Source organism: Asanoa sp. NPDC050611, assembly GCF_040654855.1.
Taxonomy (GTDB): Bacteria; Actinomycetota; Actinomycetes; order Mycobacteriales; family Micromonosporaceae; genus Asanoa.
This window is the reverse complement of the sequence record NZ_JBFAIU010000015.1, coordinates 1-22,315: the sequence shown is the minus strand read 5'-3', so window position 1 is coordinate 22,315 and position 22,315 is coordinate 1. Positions and strand designations below refer to the sequence as shown.

The 22,315-nt window shown below is 72.1% G+C and carries 22 protein-coding genes and 1 pseudogene; 10 read left to right on the top strand and 13 right to left on the bottom strand.

Annotated elements, in window-relative coordinates:
• Window positions 1–41 precede the first annotated feature (41 nt).
• Both AB0H87_RS04430 and AB0H87_RS04425 read left to right on the top strand, forming a co-directional pair.
• Entirely contained in the window at window positions 42–449 is a 408-nt protein-coding gene (locus AB0H87_RS04430; RefSeq protein ID WP_360139451.1) for a hypothetical protein, read from the top strand.
• A gap of 47 nt (window positions 450–496) precedes the next feature.
• Entirely contained in the window at window positions 497–646 is a 150-nt protein-coding gene (locus AB0H87_RS04425; protein ID WP_360139538.1) for a DUF6186 family protein, read from the top strand.
• Here the strand turns inward: AB0H87_RS04425 and AB0H87_RS04420 are convergent.
• The 6 genes and pseudogenes from AB0H87_RS04420 to AB0H87_RS04395 form a co-directional block, all read right to left on the bottom strand.
• Window positions 641–1,573 (bottom strand): annotated as a pseudogene (locus tag AB0H87_RS04420) (AraC family transcriptional regulator); the annotation flags it as partial. The gene AB0H87_RS04425 and the pseudogene AB0H87_RS04420 sit on opposite strands and share 6 nt — an antisense overlap.
• A 613-nt stretch (window positions 1,574–2,186) precedes the next feature.
• Window positions 2,187–2,801 carry an RdgB/HAM1 family non-canonical purine NTP pyrophosphatase gene (gene rdgB, locus AB0H87_RS04415; protein ID WP_360139448.1) on the bottom strand — a complete coding sequence of 205 codons (615 nt, stop codon included), beginning with the start codon at window positions 2,799–2,801 and terminating at the stop codon, window positions 2,187–2,189.
• Between the two features lie 70 nt (window positions 2,802–2,871).
• Entirely contained in the window at window positions 2,872–3,600 is a 729-nt protein-coding gene (rph, locus tag AB0H87_RS04410) for a ribonuclease PH (RefSeq protein WP_360139445.1), read from the bottom strand.
• A 10-nt stretch (window positions 3,601–3,610) separates the two neighbouring features.
• Window positions 3,611–4,774, bottom strand: coding sequence for a glycosyltransferase (locus AB0H87_RS04405; RefSeq protein ID WP_360139442.1), 1,164 nt, complete (start codon window positions 4,772–4,774; stop codon window positions 3,611–3,613).
• On the bottom strand, window positions 4,771–5,916 hold the full coding sequence (locus AB0H87_RS04400; RefSeq protein WP_360139439.1) for a glycosyltransferase family 1 protein: 1,146 nt from the start codon (window positions 5,914–5,916) through the stop codon (window positions 4,771–4,773). Before AB0H87_RS04400 ends, AB0H87_RS04405 begins: the two co-directional genes overlap by 4 nt.
• A gap of 74 nt (window positions 5,917–5,990) precedes the next feature.
• A complete protein-coding gene (locus AB0H87_RS04395) occupies window positions 5,991–6,740 on the bottom strand; it encodes an MBL fold metallo-hydrolase (protein ID WP_360139436.1) in 750 nt (249 codons plus the stop codon).
• A 385-nt stretch (window positions 6,741–7,125) separates the two neighbouring features.
• On the opposite strand from AB0H87_RS04395, the gene AB0H87_RS04390 reads away from it, so the two are divergent.
• The gene (locus tag AB0H87_RS04390) at window positions 7,126–7,929 is read left to right on the top strand and encodes a hypothetical protein (RefSeq protein ID WP_360139433.1); all 804 of its coding nucleotides are present in this window, start codon (window positions 7,126–7,128) and stop codon (window positions 7,927–7,929) included.
• A 107-nt stretch (window positions 7,930–8,036) separates the two neighbouring features.
• On the top strand, window positions 8,037–8,792 hold the full coding sequence (locus AB0H87_RS04385; protein WP_360139430.1) for an alpha/beta fold hydrolase: 756 nt from the start codon (window positions 8,037–8,039) through the stop codon (window positions 8,790–8,792).
• Here AB0H87_RS04385 and AB0H87_RS04380 read toward each other — a convergent pair.
• The 6 genes from AB0H87_RS04380 to AB0H87_RS04355 form a co-directional block, all read right to left on the bottom strand.
• On the bottom strand, window positions 8,777–9,742 hold the full coding sequence (locus tag AB0H87_RS04380) for a cysteine synthase (protein ID WP_360139427.1): 966 nt from the start codon (window positions 9,740–9,742) through the stop codon (window positions 8,777–8,779). The genes AB0H87_RS04385 and AB0H87_RS04380 overlap by 16 nt on opposite strands.
• Window positions 9,743–9,752: 10 nt before the next feature.
• Window positions 9,753–10,079: a MoaD family protein gene (locus AB0H87_RS04375; RefSeq protein ID WP_360139424.1), complete on the bottom strand. Its 327-nt coding sequence runs from the start codon at window positions 10,077–10,079 to the stop codon at window positions 9,753–9,755.
• Window positions 10,080–10,132: 53 nt separating this feature from the next.
• Window positions 10,133–10,624, bottom strand: a complete 492-nt coding sequence (locus AB0H87_RS04370) for a M67 family metallopeptidase (RefSeq protein WP_360139420.1) — start codon at window positions 10,622–10,624, stop codon at window positions 10,133–10,135.
• A 56-nt stretch (window positions 10,625–10,680) separates the two neighbouring features.
• A complete protein-coding gene (locus AB0H87_RS04365; protein ID WP_360139417.1) occupies window positions 10,681–11,175 on the bottom strand; it encodes a DUF2017 domain-containing protein in 495 nt (164 codons plus the stop codon).
• A 3-nt stretch (window positions 11,176–11,178) separates the two neighbouring features.
• Entirely contained in the window at window positions 11,179–11,469 is a 291-nt protein-coding gene (gene clpS, locus AB0H87_RS04360; protein ID WP_360139414.1) for an ATP-dependent Clp protease adapter ClpS, read from the bottom strand.
• A gap of 79 nt (window positions 11,470–11,548) precedes the next feature.
• Complete coding sequence (locus tag AB0H87_RS04355; protein WP_360139411.1) at window positions 11,549–13,117, bottom strand: hypothetical protein; 1,569 nt, start codon at window positions 13,115–13,117, stop codon at window positions 11,549–11,551.
• Window positions 13,118–13,314: 197 nt separating this feature from the next.
• Here AB0H87_RS04355 and AB0H87_RS04350 point away from each other — a divergent pair, with 197 nt between their 5' ends.
• The 5 genes from AB0H87_RS04350 (at window position 13,315) to AB0H87_RS04330 (ending at window position 20,573) form a co-directional block, all read left to right on the top strand.
• On the top strand, window positions 13,315–15,975 hold the full coding sequence (locus AB0H87_RS04350) for a LuxR C-terminal-related transcriptional regulator (RefSeq protein WP_360139408.1): 2,661 nt from the start codon (window positions 13,315–13,317) through the stop codon (window positions 15,973–15,975).
• 79 nt (window positions 15,976–16,054) lie between these two features.
• Window positions 16,055–17,341, top strand: coding sequence for a nicotinate phosphoribosyltransferase (locus AB0H87_RS04345; RefSeq protein WP_360139405.1), 1,287 nt, complete (start codon window positions 16,055–16,057; stop codon window positions 17,339–17,341).
• Window positions 17,342–17,351: 10 nt separating this feature from the next.
• Window positions 17,352–17,933 (top strand): isochorismatase family protein, encoded by a 582-nt coding sequence (locus tag AB0H87_RS04340; RefSeq protein WP_360139402.1) that lies wholly within the window; start codon window positions 17,352–17,354, stop codon window positions 17,931–17,933.
• Entirely contained in the window at window positions 17,930–19,159 is a 1,230-nt protein-coding gene (locus AB0H87_RS04335) for an MFS transporter (RefSeq protein WP_360139399.1), read from the top strand. The genes AB0H87_RS04340 and AB0H87_RS04335 overlap by 4 nt, the downstream gene beginning before the upstream one ends.
• A 547-nt stretch (window positions 19,160–19,706) precedes the next feature.
• Window positions 19,707–20,573 carry an alpha/beta hydrolase gene (locus tag AB0H87_RS04330; protein WP_360139535.1) on the top strand — a complete coding sequence of 289 codons (867 nt, stop codon included), beginning with the start codon at window positions 19,707–19,709 and terminating at the stop codon, window positions 20,571–20,573.
• Here AB0H87_RS04330 and AB0H87_RS04325 read toward each other — a convergent pair.
• The gene (locus tag AB0H87_RS04325) at window positions 20,570–21,577 is read right to left on the bottom strand and encodes a GlxA family transcriptional regulator (protein WP_360139396.1); all 1,008 of its coding nucleotides are present in this window, start codon (window positions 21,575–21,577) and stop codon (window positions 20,570–20,572) included. The genes AB0H87_RS04330 and AB0H87_RS04325 overlap by 4 nt on opposite strands.
• A 91-nt stretch (window positions 21,578–21,668) precedes the next feature.
• Between AB0H87_RS04325 and AB0H87_RS04320 the strand changes: the two genes are divergently transcribed.
• On the top strand, window positions 21,669–22,223 hold the full coding sequence (locus AB0H87_RS04320; protein WP_360139393.1) for a hypothetical protein: 555 nt from the start codon (window positions 21,669–21,671) through the stop codon (window positions 22,221–22,223).
• The last annotated feature ends 92 nt before the right edge of the window (window positions 22,224–22,315 follow it).

The following is a 22,315-nucleotide window of genomic DNA, read 5'->3' as shown; positions in this document are numbered from 1 at the left end:
ATGAGCATCCCGGCGGGGGTGATCTTCGGCAGACTGAGCTGATGGTGGAGTCGCAGCAACGTGAGGAGACCGCCAGCCGTCCCCTCCTCCTCAACAGGTACGCCGTGGTGGTCGTGGTCATCGTGGGCTACGCACTGGTCGCCGCGATCGCCCGCCCACTGACCCTGCCGGCGTCGTTCACCGTGCTCGTGCCCGGGCTGGCGCTGGTCGTCTGGGGCACGCGGCGCGTACCGAACCGGACCGTGAAGACCACCAGGTCGACGGTCGCGACCTGGTTCACCCTGCTCGGCCTGTTCTGCGTGTGGGAGCTGGTCGCCTTCGGCTGGGGCAACGACCAGGCCCACCCCACGCTGAGCCTCGCGTTCGACCCGGTGCTGGAGAACTACGCTGCCCGGGTGATCGGCTACGTGATCTGGCTGAGCACCGGAGCCTGGGTGGCGACCCGGTGAGCCCTCGCGACATCCTGATCGTCGGGTTCATCGTCGTCTTCGGGGCGATGCTGGTCCTGGACGTCGTCAGCCGCCGCTTCGGCCGCGGCCCGCAGCCGGTCGCCACCGCGCTGACCGCCGCCATGCGCACCCCGCTCGGCCGCGTCCTCGTGCTCGGCTGGTGGTGCTGGATCGGCTACCACTTCCTGGCCCGCTGAACGGCGGCGGTGCTCCTGCGGGCTGACCCCGTGCACCCGCTTGAACGCCGTGCTGAGCGCGAACGCGCTGCCGTAGCCCACCTGCCGCGCCACCGCCGCCACGGTGGCGTCGGGCTCGCGCAGCAGATCGGCGGCGAGCGCGAGCCGCCAACCGGTCAGGTAGGACATCGGCGGCTCGCCGACAAGATCAGCGAACCGCCGGGCGAGCGCCGCCCGCGACAGCCCACTCCGCGCGGCCAACGACGCGACGGTCCACGGATGCGCCGGATTGTTGTGGAGCATGCGCAGGGCCCGACCGACGACGGGATCGCTCTGCGCCTGGTACCACGCCGGCGCCGCCGCCTCCGGCCGCGAGAACCAGGCCCGCAACACGGCGATCAACAGCAGGTCGAGCAGCCGATCGAGCACGGCGGACTGCCCTTGGTCGTCCCGGGTGATCTCGTCACCGAGCAAACCGACCAGCGGCGTGTCCCACTCGTCGCTCCGCACCACCAACAGCGTCGGCAAGGCCCGCAGAAGCCGGTCCGAGATCTCGCCGTTGACCTGATAGGTGCCGGTGAGCAACACGGACCCGCCGTCGGCGCTGGTGCCCCAGGTCCGCACACCGAGATCCATCTCGTCGTGCAACTCCCGACCGTCCAGGGTGGTGCACCGCTGCCCGGGATGAATCACGATCTGCGGCGCGGTCCCCGGGTCGTCCGCGACGGTGTAGTGGTCCGGCCCGCGCATGACGGCGACATCCCCGGGTCGCAGCGCCACGGGCTCGACCCCGTCGAAGGTCACCCAAGCATCCCCACGCACCACCGACACGATGGACAACGGCGCCTCGTCCCGGATCCGCAACGACCATGGCGGATCAAGCACACACCGCAGCAGAAACGCCTCTCGCGCCCGCGGCCCGTCCAGCAGCCCCGCAAGAGCATCCATCGACCCAGCCTAACGAGATTCAGAATCCGCGTGGCTAGGCGTCAGGTGCCCGCGAGATTCAGAACGGCTCAGCGGCGGGTGCTCAGGAGATTCGGGACCCCGCGGGGGTCAGCGGTGGATACCCACGAGACTCAGAATCCGCGGGGCGCGGCCGTGGGTGACCAACGAGATTCAAGATCTGCAGGCTCGGCTACGCGGTGGGCACGACCGTCGCTCCCGCCAGACACCGCTCCGCTGCCGGGCCCGTCCCCGGTCACCCTCACCCCTTCAGCCCCGCAAGTAGCTCATTGCGCTCTATTTCCCCTTGATGAGTGGCGTGCTCAGCAATCCGACGACGGCCAGAAGGAGCGCCGCGAAGAGAAACTAGTCGCGGTCGCCCGCCGGCAAGGTAGCAGAAGGCGCAGACGTTGAACCAAAGCTGGCGAACAGTCATCGCACACCTCGACGCCGGTCGATCGAAAGGTAGCGCGAGGGTATCGCGGCGCAGCACATTAGCGCGGCAATGTCCGTGCATGACCCGCTGCGGACCTGGCAGCGCAGCGCAGCGGAGCGGTGTCTGGCGGGAGCGACGGTCCGGACCCATGCGGGCCCGAGCCATCCAGCCTTCAAGCCCCTACCGGATGTTCTCCTTGGCGATGACCTTGGCAAGGGCGCGCAACGCCTTCCCCCGGTGGCTGATCGCGTCCTTCTCCTCCGGGCTCAGCTCCGCGTTCGTCCGGTCCTGGCCCTCGCCCACGAAGAGCGGGTCATAGCCGAAGCCGCCCGTCCCCCGCGGCGCACGCAGCAGGTGCCCCGGCTGCCGCCCCTCGACCAGATGCTCGCGACCGCCCGGTGTGACCAGGGCCGCCGCGCAGACGAAGGCCGCGCCCCGGTGTTCGTCGGCGAAGTCGCTGATCTGTGCCAGGAGCAGCTCGTTGTTGGCCGCGTCCTCGCCGTGTTTGCCCGCCCACCGCGCGCTCAACACGCCCGGCATGCCGTTGAGGGCGTCCACCGCGATGCCCGAGTCGTCGGCGATCGTCGGCAGGCCCGTGCGGCTCGCGCCCTCGCGGGCCTTGAGCAGCGCGTTCTCCGCGAACGTCAGGCCCGTCTCCGGAACCTCCGGGTAGGACTCCACGTCCTTCAGGCTCACCAGCTCGATCGCGCCGCCGCCCAGGGCCGTGTCCAGGATCCGCTGGAGCTCCACCAGCTTCTTGGCGTTGTTGGTCGCCAGGAGCATCCGACGGGTCATGCCGCCGCCTCCCTTCGGTCGGCGGAGCAAGACCGCTGCGGACTGAGCCGGCCGCGCTCGCTTCGCTCGCTCATGACGCCAGCGCCTTTCGCTGGGCGTCGGCCAGGGACGCGCAGCCGGCGACCGCCAGGTCGAGCAGCGCGTCGAGCTCACCACGGTTGAAGACCGCGGCCTCGCCCGTGCCCTGCACCTCGACGAAGTCGCCCTCGTCGGTGCAGACCACGTTCATGTCGACGTCGGCCGCGCCGTCCTCGAGGTACATCAGGTCGAGCCGGGGCTCGCCGTCGATCACGCCGACGCTGACCGCTGAGACCGAGCGCGGCACCGCTTCCTCGATCTTGCCCGCCAGGATCTTGCGGCCCGCCATCCAGGTCACCGCGTCGTGCAGCGCCACGTAAGCGCCGGTGATCGCGGCCGTGCGGGTGCCGCCGTCGGCCTGCAGCACGTCGCAGTCGAGGACGACCGAGTTCTCACCCAGTGACTTCAGGTCCACGCAGGCCCGCAGGCTGCGGCCGATCAACCGCGAGATCTCCTGCGTACGCCCGCCGACCCGACCCTTGACGCTCTCCCGGTCGGACCGGGTCGTGGTCGCGCGGGGCAGCATCGCGTACTCCGCGGTGACCCAGCCGAGGCCGCTGCCCTTGCGCCAGCGCGGCACCCCCTCGGTCACGCTCGCCGTGCACAACACCCGGGTGTCGCCGAACTCGACCAGCACCGAGCCTTCGGGGTGCATGCTCCACTGTCGAGTGATCGTCACGGGTCGCAGCTGGTCGGGTCGCCGCCCGTCTGGTCGCGCCATGGGGGCCAGCCTAGGCCGCCTCCACGTCGGCCCGCGCGCGGCCCGCTGTCACCGCGGCCCGGTGGGCGCCGAGGAAGCCGGCCGTCGCCGCGGGCCAGCTGAACTCCTCGGCCCGCGACCTGGCCCGTGATCGGCGGAAACCCTCGTCGACGGCGAGCACAGCGGCCACCGCGGCGGCCAGTTCGGGGCCGTTGCCGGGTGCCGCGGCGCCGGCCGTGCCGATCACCTCCGGCAGCGCGCTCGCCGCGTTGACCACCACGGGCGTCCCGCAGGCCAGCGCCTCCAGCGCCGCGAGCCCGAACGTCTCCACCGGCCCCGGCGCGATCACCACGTCCGCGCTGGCCAGCAGCGCCGCGACGGCGGTCTGGTCGGGCAGGAAGCCGGCGAAGGTGACCGGCAGGCCGGCCGCCCGCTCCTCGAGCGCCGGGCGGCGGGGGCCGTCGCCGAGCACTACGAGCCGGGCCGGCACGCCGGTGCGGACCAGGGCCGCGAGCGCGTCGACGGCCAGTTCGGGCTTCTTCTCCGGTGACAGGCGGGTGCAGGTCACCAGCAACACCTCGCCGGGCGCGCAGTACAGAGCGCGGATCGCGAGGTCGTGCCGCCGCGGGTGGAACGTCGACAGGTCGACGCCGAGCGGCGCGCGGCGGACCGGCACGCCGATCCGGACGAACTCCTCCGCGGCCCAGCCGGTGGTGCAGACGATCGTGTCGTACGCCGTGGCACTGCGCGCGTTGAGCGCGTCCGCGACCCGCCGCCCCGAGGCACCCGGCAGCCCGGAGATCCGCAGCAGCCCGGCCAGGCTCTCGTGGGAGACCATCACGCTGCGCACCCCGGCGTCCCGGGCCCACCGGCCGGTCCAGCGCAGCGTGCTGCGGTCGGAGACCTCGATCCGGTCCGGCGCGAGGCTGTCCAGCAGCCGGGCCAGCGGGCGCCGGCCGACCAGCACCCGGTACCCGCCGGTCAGCGGCACCATCGGGCCGGGCAGCGTGATCACCCGGCCCTGGTCGGTCTCCTCGTCGGCGTACCGCTCCCCCGGCATCACCAGGATGGGATGGTGCCCGTTGGCCAGGTACCCCGTGCCGAGGCTGCGCAGTGCCGTCCGGAGCCCGCCGGACCTGGGCATGATGAAGTTGGCGAGCCGCACGATGCGCAGCCCGGTCGCGCCGGAACTCATGCCGCGACGGCCAGCCGCGGCCGGGTCGCGCGCGCGTTGAGCACTTCCGTGTAGTGGCCGATCAGCTCGTCGCCGATGGCCGCCCAGGTGCGACCGGCGACCGCGTCTCGCGCGGCGAGGCCGTACCGCGCCCGCAGTTCCGGGTCCCCGGCCAGCGCCGCCACGGCGTCCGCGATCGCGGTGCCGTCGCCGGCTGGCACGAGCGTCCCGGTCAGGCCGGGCCGGACCAGGTCGACGGGGCCGCCGGCGGCCGGCGCGACCACCGATACGCCGCTGGCCATCGCCTCCTGCACGCTCTGGCAGAACGTCTCGTGCGGGCCGGCGTGCACGAACACGTCGAGGCTCGCGTAGATCCGGGCGAGCTGGTCACCGGACCGCTGGCCGACGAACGCCGCGCCCGGCAGCGCCTTCTCGGCGTCCTTGCGGCCGGGGCCGTCGCCGACCACGACCAGCCGCACGTCGGGCAGCTTCGCCGCGGCGGCCAGCAGGTCGAGCCGCTTCTCGGCGGCCAGCCGGCCCACGTACCCGATGAGCACCTCGCCGTTGGGCGCGAGCGCCCGTCGCACGGCGGCACTGCGCTTGCTCGGATGGAACCTGACCGTGTCGACGCCCCGGCCCCACCGGTGCACCCGCCGGATGCCCTGCTCGGCCAGGTCGGTCACCGAGGTCGACGACGGTGCCAGCGTGCGGTCGGCGCCGTTGTGGATCGTGCGGATCCAGTGCCAGGTGATGTCCTCGCCCCAGCCCAGCCGGTAGTTGCGCAGGAACGCCGCGATGTCGGTCTGGTAGACCGCGACGGTCGGCAGGTTGCGCTGGTTGGCCAGCGCCACGCCACGCGCGCCGAGGAAGAACGGACTCGCCAGGTGTACGACGTCCGGGGCGTGGGCGATGAGTGCGTCGGTCAGCCGGGCGCTCGGCATGCCGAACCGGAAGCCCCGGTAGCGGGGCAGGGGGACGCTCGGGATGCGGACCACCGGATAGGACCGGGGCCCGGTCACACCGCGGGCCGACGACGACGGCGCTGGCGCGATCACCATCGGCTGGTGACCACGCGCGACCAGGTGCTCGGCGACGCGGACGACGGAGTTCGCTACGCCGTTGACGTCCGGCGGGAAGGACTCCGTGATGAGCGCGATACGCATGGGCACACCGTGTGCGCCGGTCCGGTGCGGGGGACGAAGGCCGGTTGTCGATCCGGCAAACAGTGCCTGAAGGGTCAGATCTCGTAGCGCGCGCCGGGCCTGACGATCTCCACCGGCCCCGCGTACGTCGCCGAAGCCGCGTCGAACGTGAGCGCCTCGCTGCCCCACGCGGTGACGAGGTGGGTGAGCAGCAGCCGGCCGACGCCGGCCTTCGTGGCCACCTCGCCGGCCTCACCACCGGTCAGGTGGATGTCCGGCGGGTTGTCGGCGCCGTCGAGGTAGCTCGCCTCGCAGAGGAACACGTCCGCGCCGTGCGCCAGGCGCAACAGCGCGTCGCACGGCGCCGTGTCGGACGAGTAGGCGAGCGCCCGGCCCTGGTGCTCGATCCGCACGCCGTAGGTCTCGACCGGATGGTTGACCCGGTCGACGACGACCTGGAACGGCCCGATCGGGAACGAGCCCGGCTGGAGGCCGTAGAAGGTGTAGACGTCGTCGAGCTGGTCGTCCACCTCGTTGTTGTAGCCGGCGGCGATCCGGGCGGGTGCGCCCGCGGGCGCGTACACCGGGATCGGCGGGTAGGCGCCCTCGGGCGCGTAGCGCCGCACGACGATGTAGTCGCATGCGTCGGAAACGTGGTCGCAGTGCAGGTGGGTGATCAGGATCGCGTCGATGCCGTGCAGGCTCGAATAGCGCTGGAGCGCGGAGAGCGAACCGGTGCCGAAATCGACCAGGAGACGAAAGTCGTCCGCTTCGACGAGGTACGCGGAACAGGCCGATTCGGGGCCGGGAAAACTGCCGGCACAGCCGAGAATCGTCAGGCGCATCCGGACGTTCCCGGCATGTGGCTGACAGGCCCGCCGACCTTTCGGAGGCGCAAGATCGTGGTCGACGAGATTGTCACGCTGCGCAGCCTACGCCGTGGTCCGGAGGCTCATGAAAGAACTGATCCAACTTGTCGCGAAGGTGACACCGCAGCGTCGGATACCTACCGGCGATTCCGGATGATCGCCGTTGGAGATCATGCCGTTACGCGTAGTCACATTCTGACGTTGAACCCGTGGCGGGCCCGCCGGGAGGCGGCGGGCCGATTCAGGCACGGGACGGTGACGTGTGTCGAGCCAGGCAGAAACCCCAGAGGCAGACAAAACAGACAGTAGTAAGGCGGAGTCGTCGTCACCCCGGCACGCCAAGGACGCGGCCACCGGTGTGATGGCCGAACCCGTGGGCGGGAACGGCATCGAGGCACTGCCGATCGTGCCACCGGGCGGGACGAACCCCGCACCGAGCCAGACCGGAACCGAGGCGACGGACCGGGCCGGCGTACCGATCATCACCGGGCTCGACACGGTCGCCGGGCCGGCGACGGTGCCGGCGGCCAGCGGCGACGGCGCCCTCAGCGGGGTCGCGACGGGCGAGGACACGATGCACGGGCGGAAGCGGCCGGCCGACGACGGGCCCGCGACCGGCGGCGCGAAGGCCGGCAGCCCGCAGGCCGGCAGCCCGCAGGCCGGCGGCGCGCAGGCCGGCAGCGCGCAGGCCGGCAGCGCGCAGGCCGGCAGCCCGCAGGCCGGCGGGATCGCCGTGGACCAGCAGGAGGACGAGGAGGACGCCGACGCCGGCGGGGCCGTCAGCGTCGAGCGCCTGCCGACCCGGCTGAGCGTCAACAAGGCCCGGCACGCGGCGGCCGCGCAGAGCGGCATCTTCCGGCTCGGCGACCTGCACTCGGACGCCCGCACGATGCCCGACAACAGCCACATGCTCGGCATCTGCGCGTGGGGCACGGCGCTGGCGCTGGCCGGGGTCGGCGTCGGCATCCGCGGGCTGGCCGCGATCATCGGTGGCAGCGCGCCCGCCTGGTACAAGCCGGCACTGATCGGGGTCGGCGTGATCGGGGTGCTGCTGACCGTGGGCGCGTTCGTGACGATCCAGCGGCGCTACCTGCCCTGGCTGCTGCTGGCGTTCGCCACGTTGCCGCTGGCGGTGACGATCGCACTGACGATCATCGCTCTCTGACCGCAACCTGCCGCGGAGGTGGCAGCGGAGCGGTGTCCGGCGGGAGCGACGGCTTGCAGCCCATGCGGACCCGGGCAATGATGTCCGTCTCTGATCGGAGGGCGATGGTGACGGAGACGGCGCGGTCCGCCGACGGCACGACGATCGCGTTCGAGCGGACGGGCTCCGGGCCCGCGTTGGTCTGTGTGGACGCGGCCGGCGCCTACCGCGAGCGCGGCCCGATGCGGCCGGTCGCGGCGGCGCTGGCCGACGACTTCACCGTCTTCACCTACGACCGGCGCGGGCGCGGCGAGAGCGGCGACACCGCGCCCTACACGGTCGAGCGGGAGGTCGACGACCTGGCCGCGGTGATCGCCGCCGCGGGTGGGCGCGCGCACGTGTACGCCTTCTCCTCCGGCGGCCTGGTCGCGCTGCACGCGGCGGCGGCCGGCGTCCCGATCGACCGGATGGCGCTGCTCGAGCCGCCGCTCGGCGAGCCGGTGGCCGGCGAGTCGACGCTGACCCGGGAGATGCGGGCGTTGACCGGGGCCGGCCGGCACGAGGAGGCGGCCGCGCACTTCCTTGCGGCGATCGGCGTGCCGGCGGAGTACGCGACGCCGGACCCGGGCCTGACCGCGGTCGCGCCGACGCTGGTCTACGACTGCGTCCTCGGCGACAGCACGTCAATCGACATGATCGCCCGGGTACGCACGCCCACGCTGGTCATCGACAGCGAGGGCACGACCGGGCCGTTGCCGGGCTGGGCGGTGACGATCGTGTCGGCGCTGCCACACGGTCGTCACCTGAGCCTGCCCGGCAGCTGGCACGGTGTGGGCGACGCCGACCTGCTGCCGGCGTTGCGGGACTACTACGCCCAGAGTTGACCCTCGAGGGCGTCTTCGGCCTCCGCGAGGGTCCCGCCGTAGGCGCCGGTCGACAAGTATTTCCAGCCGCCGTCGGCGACCACGAACGCGACGTCGGCCCGGATGCCGTCCTTGACCGCCTGGTGCGCGACGGCCAGCGCGGCGTGCAGGATCGCGCCGCTGGAGAAGCCGGCGAAGATGCCCTCGACCTCGACGAGCTGGCGGGTCCGCAGCACCGCGTCCCGGGTCCCGACGGAGAACCGCCGCGTCAGGACCGAGGCGTCGTAGAGCTCCGGCACGTAGCCCTCGTCGATGTTGCGCAGGCCGTAGACCACCTCGCCGTAGCGTGGCTCGGCGGCGATGATCTCGATGCCCGGCACCTTCTCGCGCAGGTAGCGGCCCGTGCCCATGAGCGTCCCGGTGGTGCCGAGGCCCGCGACGAAATGCGTGATCGTCGGCAGGTCGCGCAGCAGTTCCGGGCCGGTGGTCTCGTAGTGGGCGCGGGCGTTGTCCGGGTTGCCGTACTGAAAGAGCATCACCCAGTCCGGGTGGTCCGCGGCGATCTGCTTCGCCGTCGCCACGGCCTGGTTGGAGCCACCGGCGGCCGGCGAGAAGATGATCTCAGCGCCGTACATCCGGAGGAGTTGGGTGCGCTCGGTGGAGACGTTCTCCGGCATCACGCAGACCAGCCGGTAGCCCCGCAGCTTGGCCACCATGGCCAGCGAGATGCCGGTGTTGCCGCTGGTCGGCTCGAGGATCGTGTCGCCCGGGCGGAGCCGGCCGGCGCGTTCGGCCTCGCGGACCATGAACAGCGCCGCCCGGTCCTTGATGCTCCCGGTCGGGTTGCGATCTTCGAGCTTCGCCCACAGCCGGACCGGCGGTGCGCCCTCGGGCACCGCCGGCGACAGCCGGGGCAGGCCCACCAGCGGGGTCTCGCCCGCCGCTTCGAGCAGGCTCTCGTACCGCGACATGGCGGTGCCCTCAGCGGGTCGTGGAGCGACCCAGCAGCGCGGCCGCGGCCGCGAAGCCGAACGCGCCGCCGGCCACGGCCGGAAGGATCGTCACGTTGTCGCCGTCGTTGAGCTTGGCGTCGAGCGAGCCGAGGAAGCGGACGTCCTCGTCGTTGACGTAGATGTTGACGAAGCGGTGCAGACCGCCCTGCTCGGTGACGAGCCGGCCGCGCAGGCCGGAGTGGCGCGAGTCCAGGTCGGTGAGCAGCGCGGCGAGCGTGTCGCCGGCGCCCTCGACGGTCTTCGCGCCGCCGGTGTACGTGCGCAGGATGGTGGGGATGCGAACCTCGATAGCCATTTTCATTGCTCCTGTTAAGAACGACGGGTCGGGTGATCGGACGGGCGCGGGGGTCAGCGGCCTGGCGAACACTCGTAGTCGACCGTCGTCGGGCTCTGCCCGAACATGTATGACTGAACGGCGTGCGGATCCACGGTGGGCTCAACGATCTGAACGGGCTCTTCGGTTACGACGCCGTCCACGATGCGGTAGGAGCGGATCTCCTCGGTGGCCGGATCACGGGTCGACACCAGGAGATAGTGCGCGCCCGGCTCGCCGGCGAAGGAGATGTCGGTGCGGGACGGGTAGGCCTCGGTCGCGGTGTGCGAGTGGTAGATGACCACCGGCTCCTCGTCGCGGTCGTCCATCTCGCGCCAGACCCGCAGCTGCTCCATCGAGTCGAACTCGTAGAAGGTCATCGACCGGGCCGCGTTGTCCATGGCGATGTGGCGCACCGGGGTGTCGCTGCCGACCGGGCCCGCGACCACGCCGCACGCCTCGTCGGGATGGTCGCGGCGTGCGTGGGCGATGATCGCGTCGATGATCGACCGGTCGATGCTCAGCACGTTCCCAGCCTACCGTCTGAGCCGTCCGCGCCGGGACGTGGCAGCGGTCACCTGTGTCACTCGGTGAGCGCGGTGAGCAGTGACTCCTGGAGATAGCCCAGGTAGGCGTAGACCGAGAGCTGGAAGACCCGGGACGACGAGGGGTCGCTCAGGACGGCGTCGTCGAGCTCCTCGCCCAGGTCGGTGTCGGAGCTGATGTCGAGCCGGACGCCCATCGCCAGCCTTGCGTCGTTGAGCGCCCGCAGCCAGGCCTCGGCGGCCTCCTGGTCGAGCCGGACCTCACCGCCGGAGGCGGCGGGCAGGGCGGCCAGGATCGCACCGGCCTGGTCGATCTTGCCGGTTTTGAGGTCGCCCTCGGTGAACCGGCGGAACTCGGCCGAGTCCTCGGCGTTGGTGGGGTAGATGTCGGGGAACAGCCGATCGACGACCGGGTCACCGTGATCGAAGCCGTCGGTCAGCAGCCCCACGACCTCGGTCGCGACCTTCCGCAGCACCCGGACCTCGTCGGGTGCGAAGGTCGCGATGCAGTGCTCGCCATAACGCCGGAACATGACTCAGGGTTGCTCGACCGTCGCCCAGAGGCCGTAGCCGTGCAGACACGAAGCGTCGTATTCCATGCGCTCGCGGGCACCGGCGGAGACCGCCGCGCGCCCTTTGTTGTGCACATCGAGCATCAGCGACTGGGCCTTGTCGTGGCTGTAGCCGAACTGCTTCTGGAACACCCACGTCACGTAGGTCATCAGGTTGACCGGGTCATCGTGGACAACCGTGATCCAGGGACGATCGATCGCCGGCACCGTCTCGACGTCCGGCGACTGCACAGGAGTCGTCTGCGGGGCTGCCACACCGCCATCGTACGAGCAATTCGACGCACCGACGACCGCCACATGCGCCTCACTAGCCCTCATCTGTTGTGTGCGCTGGTCAGGCCAACAGGATGCCGTGATCGACCGCCTCGGCCAGCACGCCGGCGAGTGCCCGATGGGTGGCTTCGAGCCGGCGTGAGACCTCACGGAGCAGCTCCAACTCGACGCTGCGGATCGAACGCTGTGCCCACGAGCGGGCCCGGTTGGTGTCGGCGGGCCCGGTGCCGCGCCACTGGCCGTAGCAGCCGCCGGCGAGCCCGACGCCGACCGACGGGAGGATCGTGCGGCCCGGCTCGACCGGGTAGGCGCCCAGCCCGGCCACCGCGCCGCCGCCGGCGACCGTGGCTACCCCGGCGGTGCTGGTGATCAGCAGGACCTTGTCGAGGTCGCGGGCGGCGCGGTCGTCGGCGAGGCCGCGACGTACGCCCGCCGCCACCCGGCGTCGGACACCCTCATCCGGTGGGGCACCGAGCACCTGGGTGGCGGCGGAGGTCAGGAGGCGGTCGACGAGCTCGTCGCACTCGGCGACCGCACGGAGGGACAGGGCGTGCATCTCGCGATCGAGCACCTCAGGCAGGCCGCTGGGACCGGCACCGAAGACGATCTCCTGCACGCAGCGCAGGTGGATGTTGGCGAGCTCGATGGCCAGGCGCTGCCGGACGACGTGCGTCTCGGTGCGCGCGGCCGTCTCTAGTCGCTCGGCCCAGTCGGACTCGTGGACGCCTTCCGCGACCCGGACCGTGCGCATCGCGTTGGGCGGCACGGGCGGGTTGCCGCTGGCCCGGCGCATGCCCTCGGCCGCCGCCCAGTCGATGAGCGCGCGGCGTAGGTAAGCGGTGTCGCCAGCGGCGGGGTCGACGGCGAACCAGGGCGCCTCCGCGAGGGCCGGGATGGCGGTGGCGATGGCGAGGCGCTGGGCCTCGACCGCGCCCGCGGCCGGGTCGTCGTCGCCGAGGCCCGGTGCGATCTCGCCGAGCGCCAGCAGGTCGACGTCGTCGGCGGGCGGGGTGCCCAGGGCGGTGGCCGGCGCGTACCAGGTGCCGTCGGCGCGCGGCGTCACCACGAAGAAGACGTCGGCGCTGGTCTGGGCGATCTCGCCGAGGATGTCGAGCTCGAAGCGGCCGGGCAGCTGGCCCGCGCTCAGCACGTACATCACGGCGCCGCCGCGCTGGACGGCGTCGTGCAGCACCCGGCCGCCGGCGACGCCGAGATTCTCGGTGTCGGGCGCGTCGACCAGGGTGAAATGGCGCAGGAGGGGGTCGGGCAGGCTCAGCTCGACCCGGCGCGGCGGGCGGGCCGCGGCGGGCTCCTCGACCGGCGCGGACGCGGAGCGGAACGGGTGCGCCTTGCGCGCACCGGGCAGGTAGGCGCAGACGTCCTTGCCGTGACCGTGGTTGACCACCAGGTAGCTGGCCGCCGGGACGTCGAGCAGCGGGCCGACGGAGCCGACCAGCGCGGCGATCACGTCACTGTGGCCACTGCCGCGGGCGCCGAGCGCCACGACCGCCAGCGGCTCGTCGGGGATGGGCTCGAGGATCGGGCCACGCGTCGGGCTCGGCGTGCGCCGCTGCTGCGGCAAGGAGATGACCTGCGCTCCGGACAGCCGATCGAGCGTGTTCGACCCCATTAGCCTGCGCCTCCCTGGCGTTCTAGCTGGCGATGCGTGCGGCGATCACCGTCCGCATTCCAGCGGGCACCGGAACGCTATGCGACCCGCCACCTAACATGACAGGCTGCGGACTACTCATGCCATGTTGGCCGGATACTCAACTTCAACCCGTTACGGGGAGTACCCATCGCCATTACTCTCTATATGCTGCGGTGATGGGTCCGTGGAGATTTGTCGGCCGTGCCGCAGAGCTCAACCGTCTCATCTCGACCGCTTCCGCAGGAAGCGGAAGAGGGCTCATATTTAGTGGCAGTGCGGGCATCGGTAAGAGCCGCCTGCTCCGCGAAGGTGTGGCCGCGCTACCCACCGAACGGTTGGCCGTCTGGACGGCGTCCGCCAACGCCGCGACCGCCTCGCTGCCGTTCGGCGGGCTCGCCCAGGTGCTGCCCACCGATCAGCCGCCCGGCCTGACCGCGGCCGGCCTCCTGCGCTGGGCCGTCGAGGCGCTCAACCAGCAGGCCGCCGGCCGGCCGATCGTGCTCGCGATCGACGACGCACACCTGCTCGACGCGTCGTCCTCGGCACTGGTCTACCTCATGGCCCGCGACGAGGGCGCCACCGTGCTCGGCACGCTGCGCAGCGGCGAGCAGTTCCCGCACCCGATCCGGGCATTGTGGACCGACGACTTCGTCGAGCTGGTCGAGCTGGAGCCGATGTCGGTCGACGACGTGGCCCGACTGCTCGTGCAGATGCTCGAGGGCGACGTCGACCACGCCAGCGCCGAGCGGCTGTGGAAGCTGTCCGAGGGCAACGCGCTGCTGCTCCGCGAGCTGGTGCTGGCGGCCAAGCAGGCCGGCGAGTTCACCAAGTCGTTCGGCGTGCACCGGTGGACGGGCCGCCTGGAGCTGGCACCGAGCCTGTTCGACCTGATCGACGCCCGGATCGGGCAGCTGACGCCGGGCGTACGCACGGTCGTCGAGCTGGCCGCCCTGGGCGAGCCGATCGGCATCGACCTGCTGATCAAGGCGACCAACCAGGCCGACGTGGAGCTGGCCGAGGACCGTGGGCTGATCCGGGTCGTGAAGAGCGACCGGCGGTCCAACGCCCGGCTCGCCCACCCGCTCTACGGCGAGGTCGTCCGGCGGCGCTGCCCGGTGGTTCGCCAGCGGCGGCTCGAGGCGCAGCTGGCCGACCTGGTCGAGGCGGCCGGCGCCCGGCGCCGCGACGACCTGCTCCGGGTCGCGGTGTGGCGGCTCGACTCCGGCACCGCGCAGGACCCGATGCAGCTGCTGATGGCCGGCGGGCAGGCGTTCGCCGGCTTCGACGTGCCGCTGGCCACCCGGCTCGCGCGGGCCGCGCTCGACGCGGGCGGCGGGTTCGGCGCGGCCGAACTGCTGTCCACGATGCTGATGTTCAGCGACCAGCCGAACGAGGCGCTGACCGTCCTCGACACCGTCGACGACCAGGCCACCTCCACCGCCCTGCGTGCCCGCTGGCTGGTGGTCCGCGGCCTGGTCAGCTACTGGGGGCTCAGCCGCGAGGCGACCCCCGACGAGCTGGCCGTCGAGGCCAAGGCGCTGCCGGACCCGGCCGACCAGGCGCGGGTCCGCTCGTTCGAGGCGATCATGCGGCTGCACAAGCTGGAGTCGGCCGAGGCGTTGCGGATCGCCCGCTCGATCCTCGACCGCCCGGCCGCGCCGGTCGCCGCCCGCGGCCTGGCGCTCTGCATGATCGCCCACCTCCAGGCCGCGCAGGGGGAGTCGCGGGCCAGCGAGCGGGCCGTGGCCAGCGTCCAGGCCGACGCACCGCTGTGGCGCACCGACATGCCTTATCTCCAGCTCGCGCTCGAGCTGGCCCGGGGCACCCGGCTCGCGATCGCGGGCGACCTGGCCGGCATCGACGCGATCGTCGCCGACGAGTTCGCCGACCTGGCCGACGCGGGTGACTTCCGGCTCGGCTCCGGCTACCTGTCGGTGCTGCGCGCCCAGGCGGCCCGGCTGCGCGGCCAGACCGGCGAGGCGCTGCGCACCAGCGTGCAGGCGTGCGCGGCGCTGGCGACGAGCCGGATCTACGCGGGCCTGGCGCACGCCGAGCGGGCCCAGGCGCACGCGCTGCGCGGCGAGGTCGACGAGGCCCGCGACGCGATGGCCGACTCCGACGAGTCGCAGTCGCCGATCATGTCGATCGTCTACCCGTGGCGCGAGCAGGCCCGGGCCGCCGTGCTCGCCGTCGCCGACGACCTCCCGGGCGCGATCGACGTGCTCCGCGGCCTGGTCTGGCGGCTGCGCGGCGACGGCTTCGCCGGCCACGAGGTGCTCGCGCTGCACGACCTGGTCCGGCTCGGGCGGGCGGCGGAGCCGATCGGCTGGCCCGAGGAGCACGACCCGACGCAGACGGTGGCCCAGCGCCTCGCCGAGCTGGCGCCCAAGCTCGAGGGCGACCTGCCCGGGATCATGTCCGCGCACGCGACCGCGGCGGCCCGCCGGTCCGGGCCCGACCTGCTGATCGCGGCCGACCTGTTCAAGGCCAAGGGCCTCTGGGTGTACGCCGCGGAGGCGGCGGCCGCGGCCGCGGGCCGGTTCCGCGAGTCCCGGGTCGGCGACGCGGCCAACGCCAAGGCGCTGATGAACGACCTGCTGAGCCGGTGCGACATGCTGCGTACGCCGGCGTTGGGATTGTCGCGGCCGGCCTTGACCGACCGGGAGCGGCAGGTCGCCAAGCTGGCCTCGGCCGGCGTGCCCAGCCGGCAGATCGCCGCGGAGCTGTACTTGTCGACCCGCACGGTCGAAAACCACCTGCAACGGGTGTACGCGAAGATCGGCGTGGCCAGCCGGGCGGAGCTGAGCGCCGCGTTGCGGATGCTCCCGGACGCTTAGGCGAGACCGGTGTTGTGGCTGGGCTCGGCGGGCCTGCGCGGGCCCCGTTGACCGGCAGGACAGGCCCTAGTCTGGTGAGATGACCAAGGGCCACCCTGCTCTCCTGACCGACCATTACGAGCTGACCATGGTCAGTGCCGCGCTCAAGGACGGCACGGCCGACCGGCAGTCCGTGTTCGAGGTGTTCGCGCGGCGGCTGCCGCCGGGTCGCCGCTACGGCGTGGTGGCCGGTCCCGGGCGGCTGGTCGAGCTGATCCGCGAGTTCCGGTTCGACGAGGAGGAGATCGCCCACCTCCGATCGCACGACGTGGTCGACGACGAGACCGCGGAGTGGCTGGCCGGCTACCGGTTCACCGGTGACGTCGAGGGCTACGCCGAGGGTGAGCTGTTCTTCCCCGGGTCGCCGATCCTCACCGTCTCCGGGTCGTTCGCGGAGTGCGTACTCCTGGAGACCCTGGTCCTGTCGGTCCTCAACCACGACAGCGCGATCGCGGCGGCGGCCGCGCGGATGGTCACGGCGGCGCGCGGCCGGGGCCTGATCGAGATGGGCTCGCGGCGGGCGCACGAGGAGGCCGCGGTCGCGGCGACCCGGGCGGCCTATCTGGCCGGGTTCTCGTCCACCTCGAACCTCGCCGCCGGGATGCGCTACGGGATCCCGACCGCGGGCACGGCCGCGCACGCGTTCACGCTGCTGCACGACGACGAGGCGGCGGCGTTCGCCGCACAGGTCGCGGCACTCGGCAAGAACACCACGCTGCTCGTCGACACCTACGACATCGCGCAGGGCATCCGGACCGCGATCAAGGTCGCCGGGACGGAGCTGCGGGCGATCCGGATCGACTCGGGCGACCTGTCGGTGCTGGCGGGGCACTCGCGGGAACTGCTGGACTCGCTCGGCGCGACCGAGACGAAGATCATCGTGTCCGGCGACCTCGACGAGTACTCGATCGCGGCGCTCGCGGCCGAGCCCGTCGACATCTACGGCGCGGGCACCTCGGTCGTCACGGGTTCCGGCGCGCCGACCGCGGGCCTGGTCTACAAGCTGGTCGAGGTCGAGGGGCGGCCGGTGGTGAAGCGGTCCGAGCACAAGGCGACGATCGGCGGGCGGAAGACGGCGGTGCGCCGGCACAAGCCGACCGGAACGGCGATCGAGGAGATCGTGGTGTCGCAGGGCACACCGGATTCGCGTACGGGCGATCGGCTGCTGCAACGGCCCTATTTCGTCGGCGGGTCCGCTTCGACCCTGCCGTCGCTGGACGAGTCCCGGGAGCACCTGCGGCAGGGCTTGATCTCGATCCCGTGGGAGGGGCTCAAGCTGTCGGCGGGCGATCCGGCGATCCCCGTCACTGTCGTACCCGCGCGTTAGTGTTCAGACCATGACCCGCGCACTGATCATCGTCGACACGCAGAACGACTTCTGCGAAGGTGGCTCGCTGGCCGTGGCCGGCGGCGCCGGCGTGGCAACGGAGATCTCGCGGGCGATGGCCGGCTCACCCGACCGGTGGGACCACGTGGTCGCGACCAAGGATTTCCACGTCGACCCGGGCGGGCATTTCAGCGACAGCCCCAACTTCGTCACCACCTGGCCGCCGCACACCGTCGTCGGCACGCACGGCTCCGAGTTCCACCCCAACCTGGAGACCGGCCGCATCGAGGCCACCTTCCACAAGGGCCAGCACGCGGCGGCCTACAGCGGTTTCGAGGGCCACACCGAAGACGGCGTCGGCCTCGCCACCTGGCTGCGCGACCACGACGTCGACGCGGTCGACGTGGTCGGCATCGCGACCGACCACTGCGTCCAGGCGACGAGCCTCGACGCGGCCCGCGAGGGCTTCCACACGACCGTGCTACTCGACATGACCGCTGGTGTCCTACCCGACACCACGGCCGCGGCGGTCGAGCGACTACGCGAGGCGGGCGTCACGCTCGTCGGCGAGCCCATCGTGAAGCCCGCGTGAGGTTGACGCCCTACCGGGCGGTCCTCGGTCTGCCCGGGGTCCGCCCGCTGCTCATCGTCGCCATCCTGGCCCGCATCCCGTCGGTGGCCGCCGGCGTGACCTTGACCCTGCACGTGGTGCTGGAGCTCGACCGTGGCTATTTCGCCGCGGGCCTGGTCGGCACGGCCTCGACCATCGGCGCCGCGGTCGGCGCTCCGCTGTTGGGGCGGATGGTCGACCGCCGGGGCCTGCGCCCGGTGCTGGCGGTGTGCACGATCGCCGAGGGCGTGTTCTGGTCGGTGGCGGGTTGGCTGCCCTACCCGGTGCTGCTCGTGCTGGCGCTGGCGGCCGGCGTGCTGATGCTGCCGGTGTTCTCGGTGGTCCGACAGTCGCTGGCCGCGCTGGTGCCACCGGACCAGCGCCGCCCGGCGTACGCCCTGGACTCGATGTCGGTCGAGCTGTCCTTCATGGTCGGCCCGGCGCTGGCGGTGCTGCTGGCCACGACGGTGTCGCCGCACGCGACGATGTGGGCGGTCGGCGTGGGCGTCGTCCTGTCCGGAACGGCGCTGTTCATCTTCAACCCACCGGTCCGCGCGGAGTCCGAGTCGGTCGCCGCGGGCGCCCCGGCCCCGCCCCGTCGTTCCTGGCTGTCGGCGCGCATGGTGGCGATCCTGGCCATCGCGGTGGCGACGACGCTGGTCCTGGGCGGCACGGACGTGACGGTGGTAGCGGTCCTCCGCGAGGCGGGCCAGGTCGGCTGGACGGGCCTGGTGCTGGCGCTGTGGGGGGTCTACTCGCTGATCGGCGGCTTCATCTACGGCTCGCTGTCGCGGGTGCCGTCCCCGCTGGTGCTGCTGTCGGTACTGGCCTTCGGCACGGTCCTGGTAGCACTGGCTGGGGCGCAATGGTTCCTGGTGGCGCTGCTCCTGATCCCGGCGGGGGCGCTGTGCGCACCAACCCTGGCCGCGGCGGCCGACGCGGTCAGCCACCTGGCACCGTCCTCGGTCCGCGGCGAGGCGATGGGGCTACATGGCTCGGCCATCACGGTCGGGTTGGCCCTCGGCGCGCCGTTGGCCGGCTGGGTGATCGACCTGTCGTCGCCGCGGTGGGGGTTCGTGGCTACCGGGGTGGCGGGGTTGCTGGTCGCTTTGGCGGTGCTGCCTATTTATCTGTCGCGTCGCCGGCCGCCGTCGGTGGCTGCGCCGGAGCAGCGGTCGGCTGAGCCTTCGCTGGCTGTGTCGGACTAGGTTGCCGGTGGGCTTGTCGGGTGCCGCCGCCGGCGTAGCGCACGACGAACACGTCTGTGGCCGTGCCCGACTAGGCGAGGGGTGCGCTGGTCGCCTGACGCCGCCGCCGCGCCGGCATATGGCACGACCGGAGCCTTCGCCGGCCGGGCCCGACCAGACGAGGGCCACCTTCACCGCCTGACGCCGCGGCCGCCCCGGCACAGCCCACGACCGAGCCGCCGCCCGCCAGGCCCGACCAGACGACGACCGCGCTCGCCGCCTGCCCGGCGTGGTCGCAGAACAGCGCACGAGCCAGCCGTCGCCGTCGGACAAGACGACCGCGCTGCTTAGGTCGTCGGGCGCCGAGCCCCGAACGCCGTGCTGGTCGGTCACCGGCGGGGCTGCCCGCGATTGCAGGGCAGCAGGGGATCCCGGCCGGGCAACGTGCCGCCGCTCCCTACCGCGGCGGTGGTCTCACACCTTCTTCATCGGAATGAGCACGTCGTTTGGTTCGCGCGCGGTCCGGCCGGCCGAGCCGATACCCACCGGCCAATCTCGCTCGCGAGCGATGGGAGCTTGGCCTTATCTTGCGATCATGGATCTCCTCGCTGACGACGGATGCCGGCTGTGGACCACCGTCGTCGGTGGAGGCGCGCCGTTGGTGCTTTGTCACGGTGGGCCGGGGCTGTGGGACTACTTCGACGGTGTGGCCGAGCTTCTGCGGGACTCCGTGCGGAGTGTTCGGTGGGATCAGCGCGGTTGTGGGCGGTCTGAGCGGCGCGGGCCGTACGCCGTCGAACGGTTCGTTGCCGATCTCGACGCCGTGCGGGCGCAGTGCGGTGTTGAGCGCGTCGATCTGCTTGGTCACTCGTGGGGGGCCATGCTCGCGTTGCGTTACGCGCTGGCGCATCCCGATCGCGTGCGCAGTCTTGTTTACGTTTCCGGCGTCGGCGTCGACCCGGGGCAACCGTGGCGACCGGTCTTCCACGAGAACCTGGAGCGGCGCATCGGTGTGGGCCGTTGGCGGGAGCTCGACGAGCGCGACCGCACCCCTGACGAGGACCGCGAGCACGCGATCCTGCAATGGACCGCCGATTTCGTCGAGACCACCCCCGGAGCGGCGCGGGCGCACGCCGAGCGCCTCGCAACGCCGTGGCTCGGGATCAACTACACGGTTTCGCGGTGCATCAACACCGAGACGTGGCGCTATCTAGAGGAACACGACGTGCTGGCGTTCTGCCGCGCGCTTGACGTGCCGACGCTCATCATCGACGGCGCGCACGACATCCGGCCGCGGTGGGGTGTCGACTCGCTGGAGCAGGCACTGCCCGACGTGCGCCGGGTGACCCTGGCCGACGCCGGGCACGTGCCGTGGGCCGAGGACCCGGACGGCTTCCGCGACGCGGTCGTCGACTTCGTGACCCGCGTGTCCTAACTCGACATCACCGGGTCCCGCTCACGCTCCTCGTCCATCATCGGGCGGCGGGAGACCGAGCGGTACTTCGCCGGTGGCATCCGGAAGCGCGCCACGAACGCCTGCCGCAGCGCCTCCGCCGAGCCGAAGCCGGAGCGCGTGGCCACCTCCGGCATCGGGAGGTCGGTCGAGTCCAGGAGGCGGGCCGCCGCGTCCACCCGGGCGCAGCGGACGAAGCGCGCCGGTGGGTCGCCCAGCTCGCGCAGGAACAGCCGGGTGAGGTGGCGCGGGCTCACGCCGACCGCGTCCGCGACACGGGCCGTCGACAGGTCGGCGGCCAGGTGGGTGAGGACGTAGTCCACCGCGCGGCGGACCACGTCGTTGTCGGGAGCGGGCGGCGCCACGTACACACTCATCTGCGCCTGGTTGCCCGGTCTTTGCAGGTAGGTGACGAGGTCCCGGGCCACCTGGCGGGCCAGGTCCGGGCCGTGGTCCTCCTCGACGAACGCGAGCGTGAGGTCGAGCGCACTGGTCACGCCGGCGGCCGTCGCGACGCGGCCCTCGCGGATGAAGATGGGCGCCGAGTCGACGCGGACGTCGTGGTAGCGGCGCGCAAGCCGCGGTGCGAAGCGCCAGTGGGTGGTCGCGCGGCGGCCGTCGAGCAGCCCGGTCGCGGCGAGGACCGTCGCGCCGGTGCAGACCGACGCGATCCGGCGGCTCTCCCTCGCCAGCCGGCGCACGTGGGCGACCACCAACGCGTTCTCGGCGGCGGCCTCGTGGCCGAACCCGCCCGAGACGATCACCGTGTCGAGTGGGCCGGTCAACCGCTCGAGGGTGAGCTGCGCCTGCACGACCAGGCCGCTGTCGCACCGGATCGGGAGGCCGCCCAGGGTCGCGAGCGACACCCGGTAGCCGGGGTTCAGCTGGCCGATCGCGTTGGCCAGTTCGAACGTCGAGGTGACGCAGGCGATGTCGAGCAGTTCGGCGCCGTCGTACCCGACCATGACGATGTGCCGCGGATCCATATCCCTGACCTTAGGCCGCCGATCCCAGGGATTCAGACCTGTATTTCGCCGGCCGTTCCGAACGGGTGGTCGCCGCTAGCACCGTCAGGGCATGACTTCCATGACGATCGAGGAGAACCCCTCGCTCCTGCGGTGGCTCGCCCACCGCTGGCCCACCTTCGCCGCGATCCCGATCGTCGCGGCTTCGTTGTTCGGTCTGGCCGACGTACGCGGCCTGGCTTTCCTGCTCGTCCTGTCGCCGCTCGGCTATCTGGTGCCGGCATCGCTGCACCGCCCGGGGATCACGTGGCCCGCCGTGCTCATCGGCTCGGCAGTCGTCGCGCCGATGAAGATCTTCGGGTTCAATCCGGCGTACGCGCTGCTGGTGGCTTCCATGGCTTTTGTCGTGATCGGCACCGTGCGTCGCGCTCCCGGGTTCGGCATCCAGGCGATCGCGGCCGTGCTGTTCGCCGTCCTAGCCGTGACCGCGCTCGAGGGTGGATCGCTCGTGCTCGCCGGAGTGCTGATCGCGCTCGGCCTGTTCGCCCACGCCGCGTGGGACGTCTACCACCACCGCGTCAACCGGGTCGTGCCGCGCTCGTTCGCCGAGTGGTGCGCCGTCCTCGACGTCATCATCGGTGTGGGCGCACTCGTGCTGATCTTCTGACGGCAGCGCGCCGGGACCCGTGGTCGCGACTACCACCTGCTCCCGCCCGTCCGCGGCGCTCCTCGGTCAGGTCCGCGGTCGTCGTCTCGATG

Coding starts and splice junctions, on each gene's coding strand:
- AB0H87_RS04345 (WP_360139405.1), top strand. CDS start 16,055: ATGACCAAGGGCCACCCTGCTCTCCTGACCGACCATTACGAGCTGACC.
- AB0H87_RS04405 (WP_360139442.1), bottom strand. CDS start 4,774: ATGAGTTCCGGCGCGACCGGGCTGCGCATCGTGCGGCTCGCCAACTTC.
- AB0H87_RS04380 (WP_360139427.1), bottom strand. CDS start 9,742: ATGTCGCGGTACGAGAGCCTGCTCGAAGCGGCGGGCGAGACCCCGCTG.
- AB0H87_RS04350 (WP_360139408.1), top strand. CDS start 13,315: ATGGGTCCGTGGAGATTTGTCGGCCGTGCCGCAGAGCTCAACCGTCTC.
- AB0H87_RS04375 (WP_360139424.1), bottom strand. CDS start 10,079: ATGGCTATCGAGGTTCGCATCCCCACCATCCTGCGCACGTACACCGGC.
- AB0H87_RS04400 (WP_360139439.1), bottom strand. CDS start 5,916: ATGCGTATCGCGCTCATCACGGAGTCCTTCCCGCCGGACGTCAACGGC.
- AB0H87_RS04320 (WP_360139393.1), top strand. CDS start 21,669: ATGACTTCCATGACGATCGAGGAGAACCCCTCGCTCCTGCGGTGGCTC.
- AB0H87_RS04340 (WP_360139402.1), top strand. CDS start 17,352: ATGACCCGCGCACTGATCATCGTCGACACGCAGAACGACTTCTGCGAA.
- AB0H87_RS04325 (WP_360139396.1), bottom strand. CDS start 21,577: ATGGATCCGCGGCACATCGTCATGGTCGGGTACGACGGCGCCGAACTG.
- AB0H87_RS04390 (WP_360139433.1), top strand. CDS start 7,126: ATGGCCGAACCCGTGGGCGGGAACGGCATCGAGGCACTGCCGATCGTG.
- AB0H87_RS04395 (WP_360139436.1), bottom strand. CDS start 6,740: ATGCGCCTGACGATTCTCGGCTGTGCCGGCAGTTTTCCCGGCCCCGAA.
- rdgB (WP_360139448.1), bottom strand. CDS start 2,801: ATGACCCGTCGGATGCTCCTGGCGACCAACAACGCCAAGAAGCTGGTG.
- AB0H87_RS04425 (WP_360139538.1), top strand. CDS start 497: ATGCTGGTCCTGGACGTCGTCAGCCGCCGCTTCGGCCGCGGCCCGCAG.
- AB0H87_RS04355 (WP_360139411.1), bottom strand. CDS start 13,117: ATGGGGTCGAACACGCTCGATCGGCTGTCCGGAGCGCAGGTCATCTCC.
- AB0H87_RS04430 (WP_360139451.1), top strand. CDS start 42: ATGGTGGAGTCGCAGCAACGTGAGGAGACCGCCAGCCGTCCCCTCCTC.
- AB0H87_RS04365 (WP_360139417.1), bottom strand. CDS start 11,175: ATGTTCCGGCGTTATGGCGAGCACTGCATCGCGACCTTCGCACCCGAC.
- rph (WP_360139445.1), bottom strand. CDS start 3,600: ATGGCGCGACCAGACGGGCGGCGACCCGACCAGCTGCGACCCGTGACG.
- AB0H87_RS04330 (WP_360139535.1), top strand. CDS start 19,707: ATGGGAGCTTGGCCTTATCTTGCGATCATGGATCTCCTCGCTGACGAC.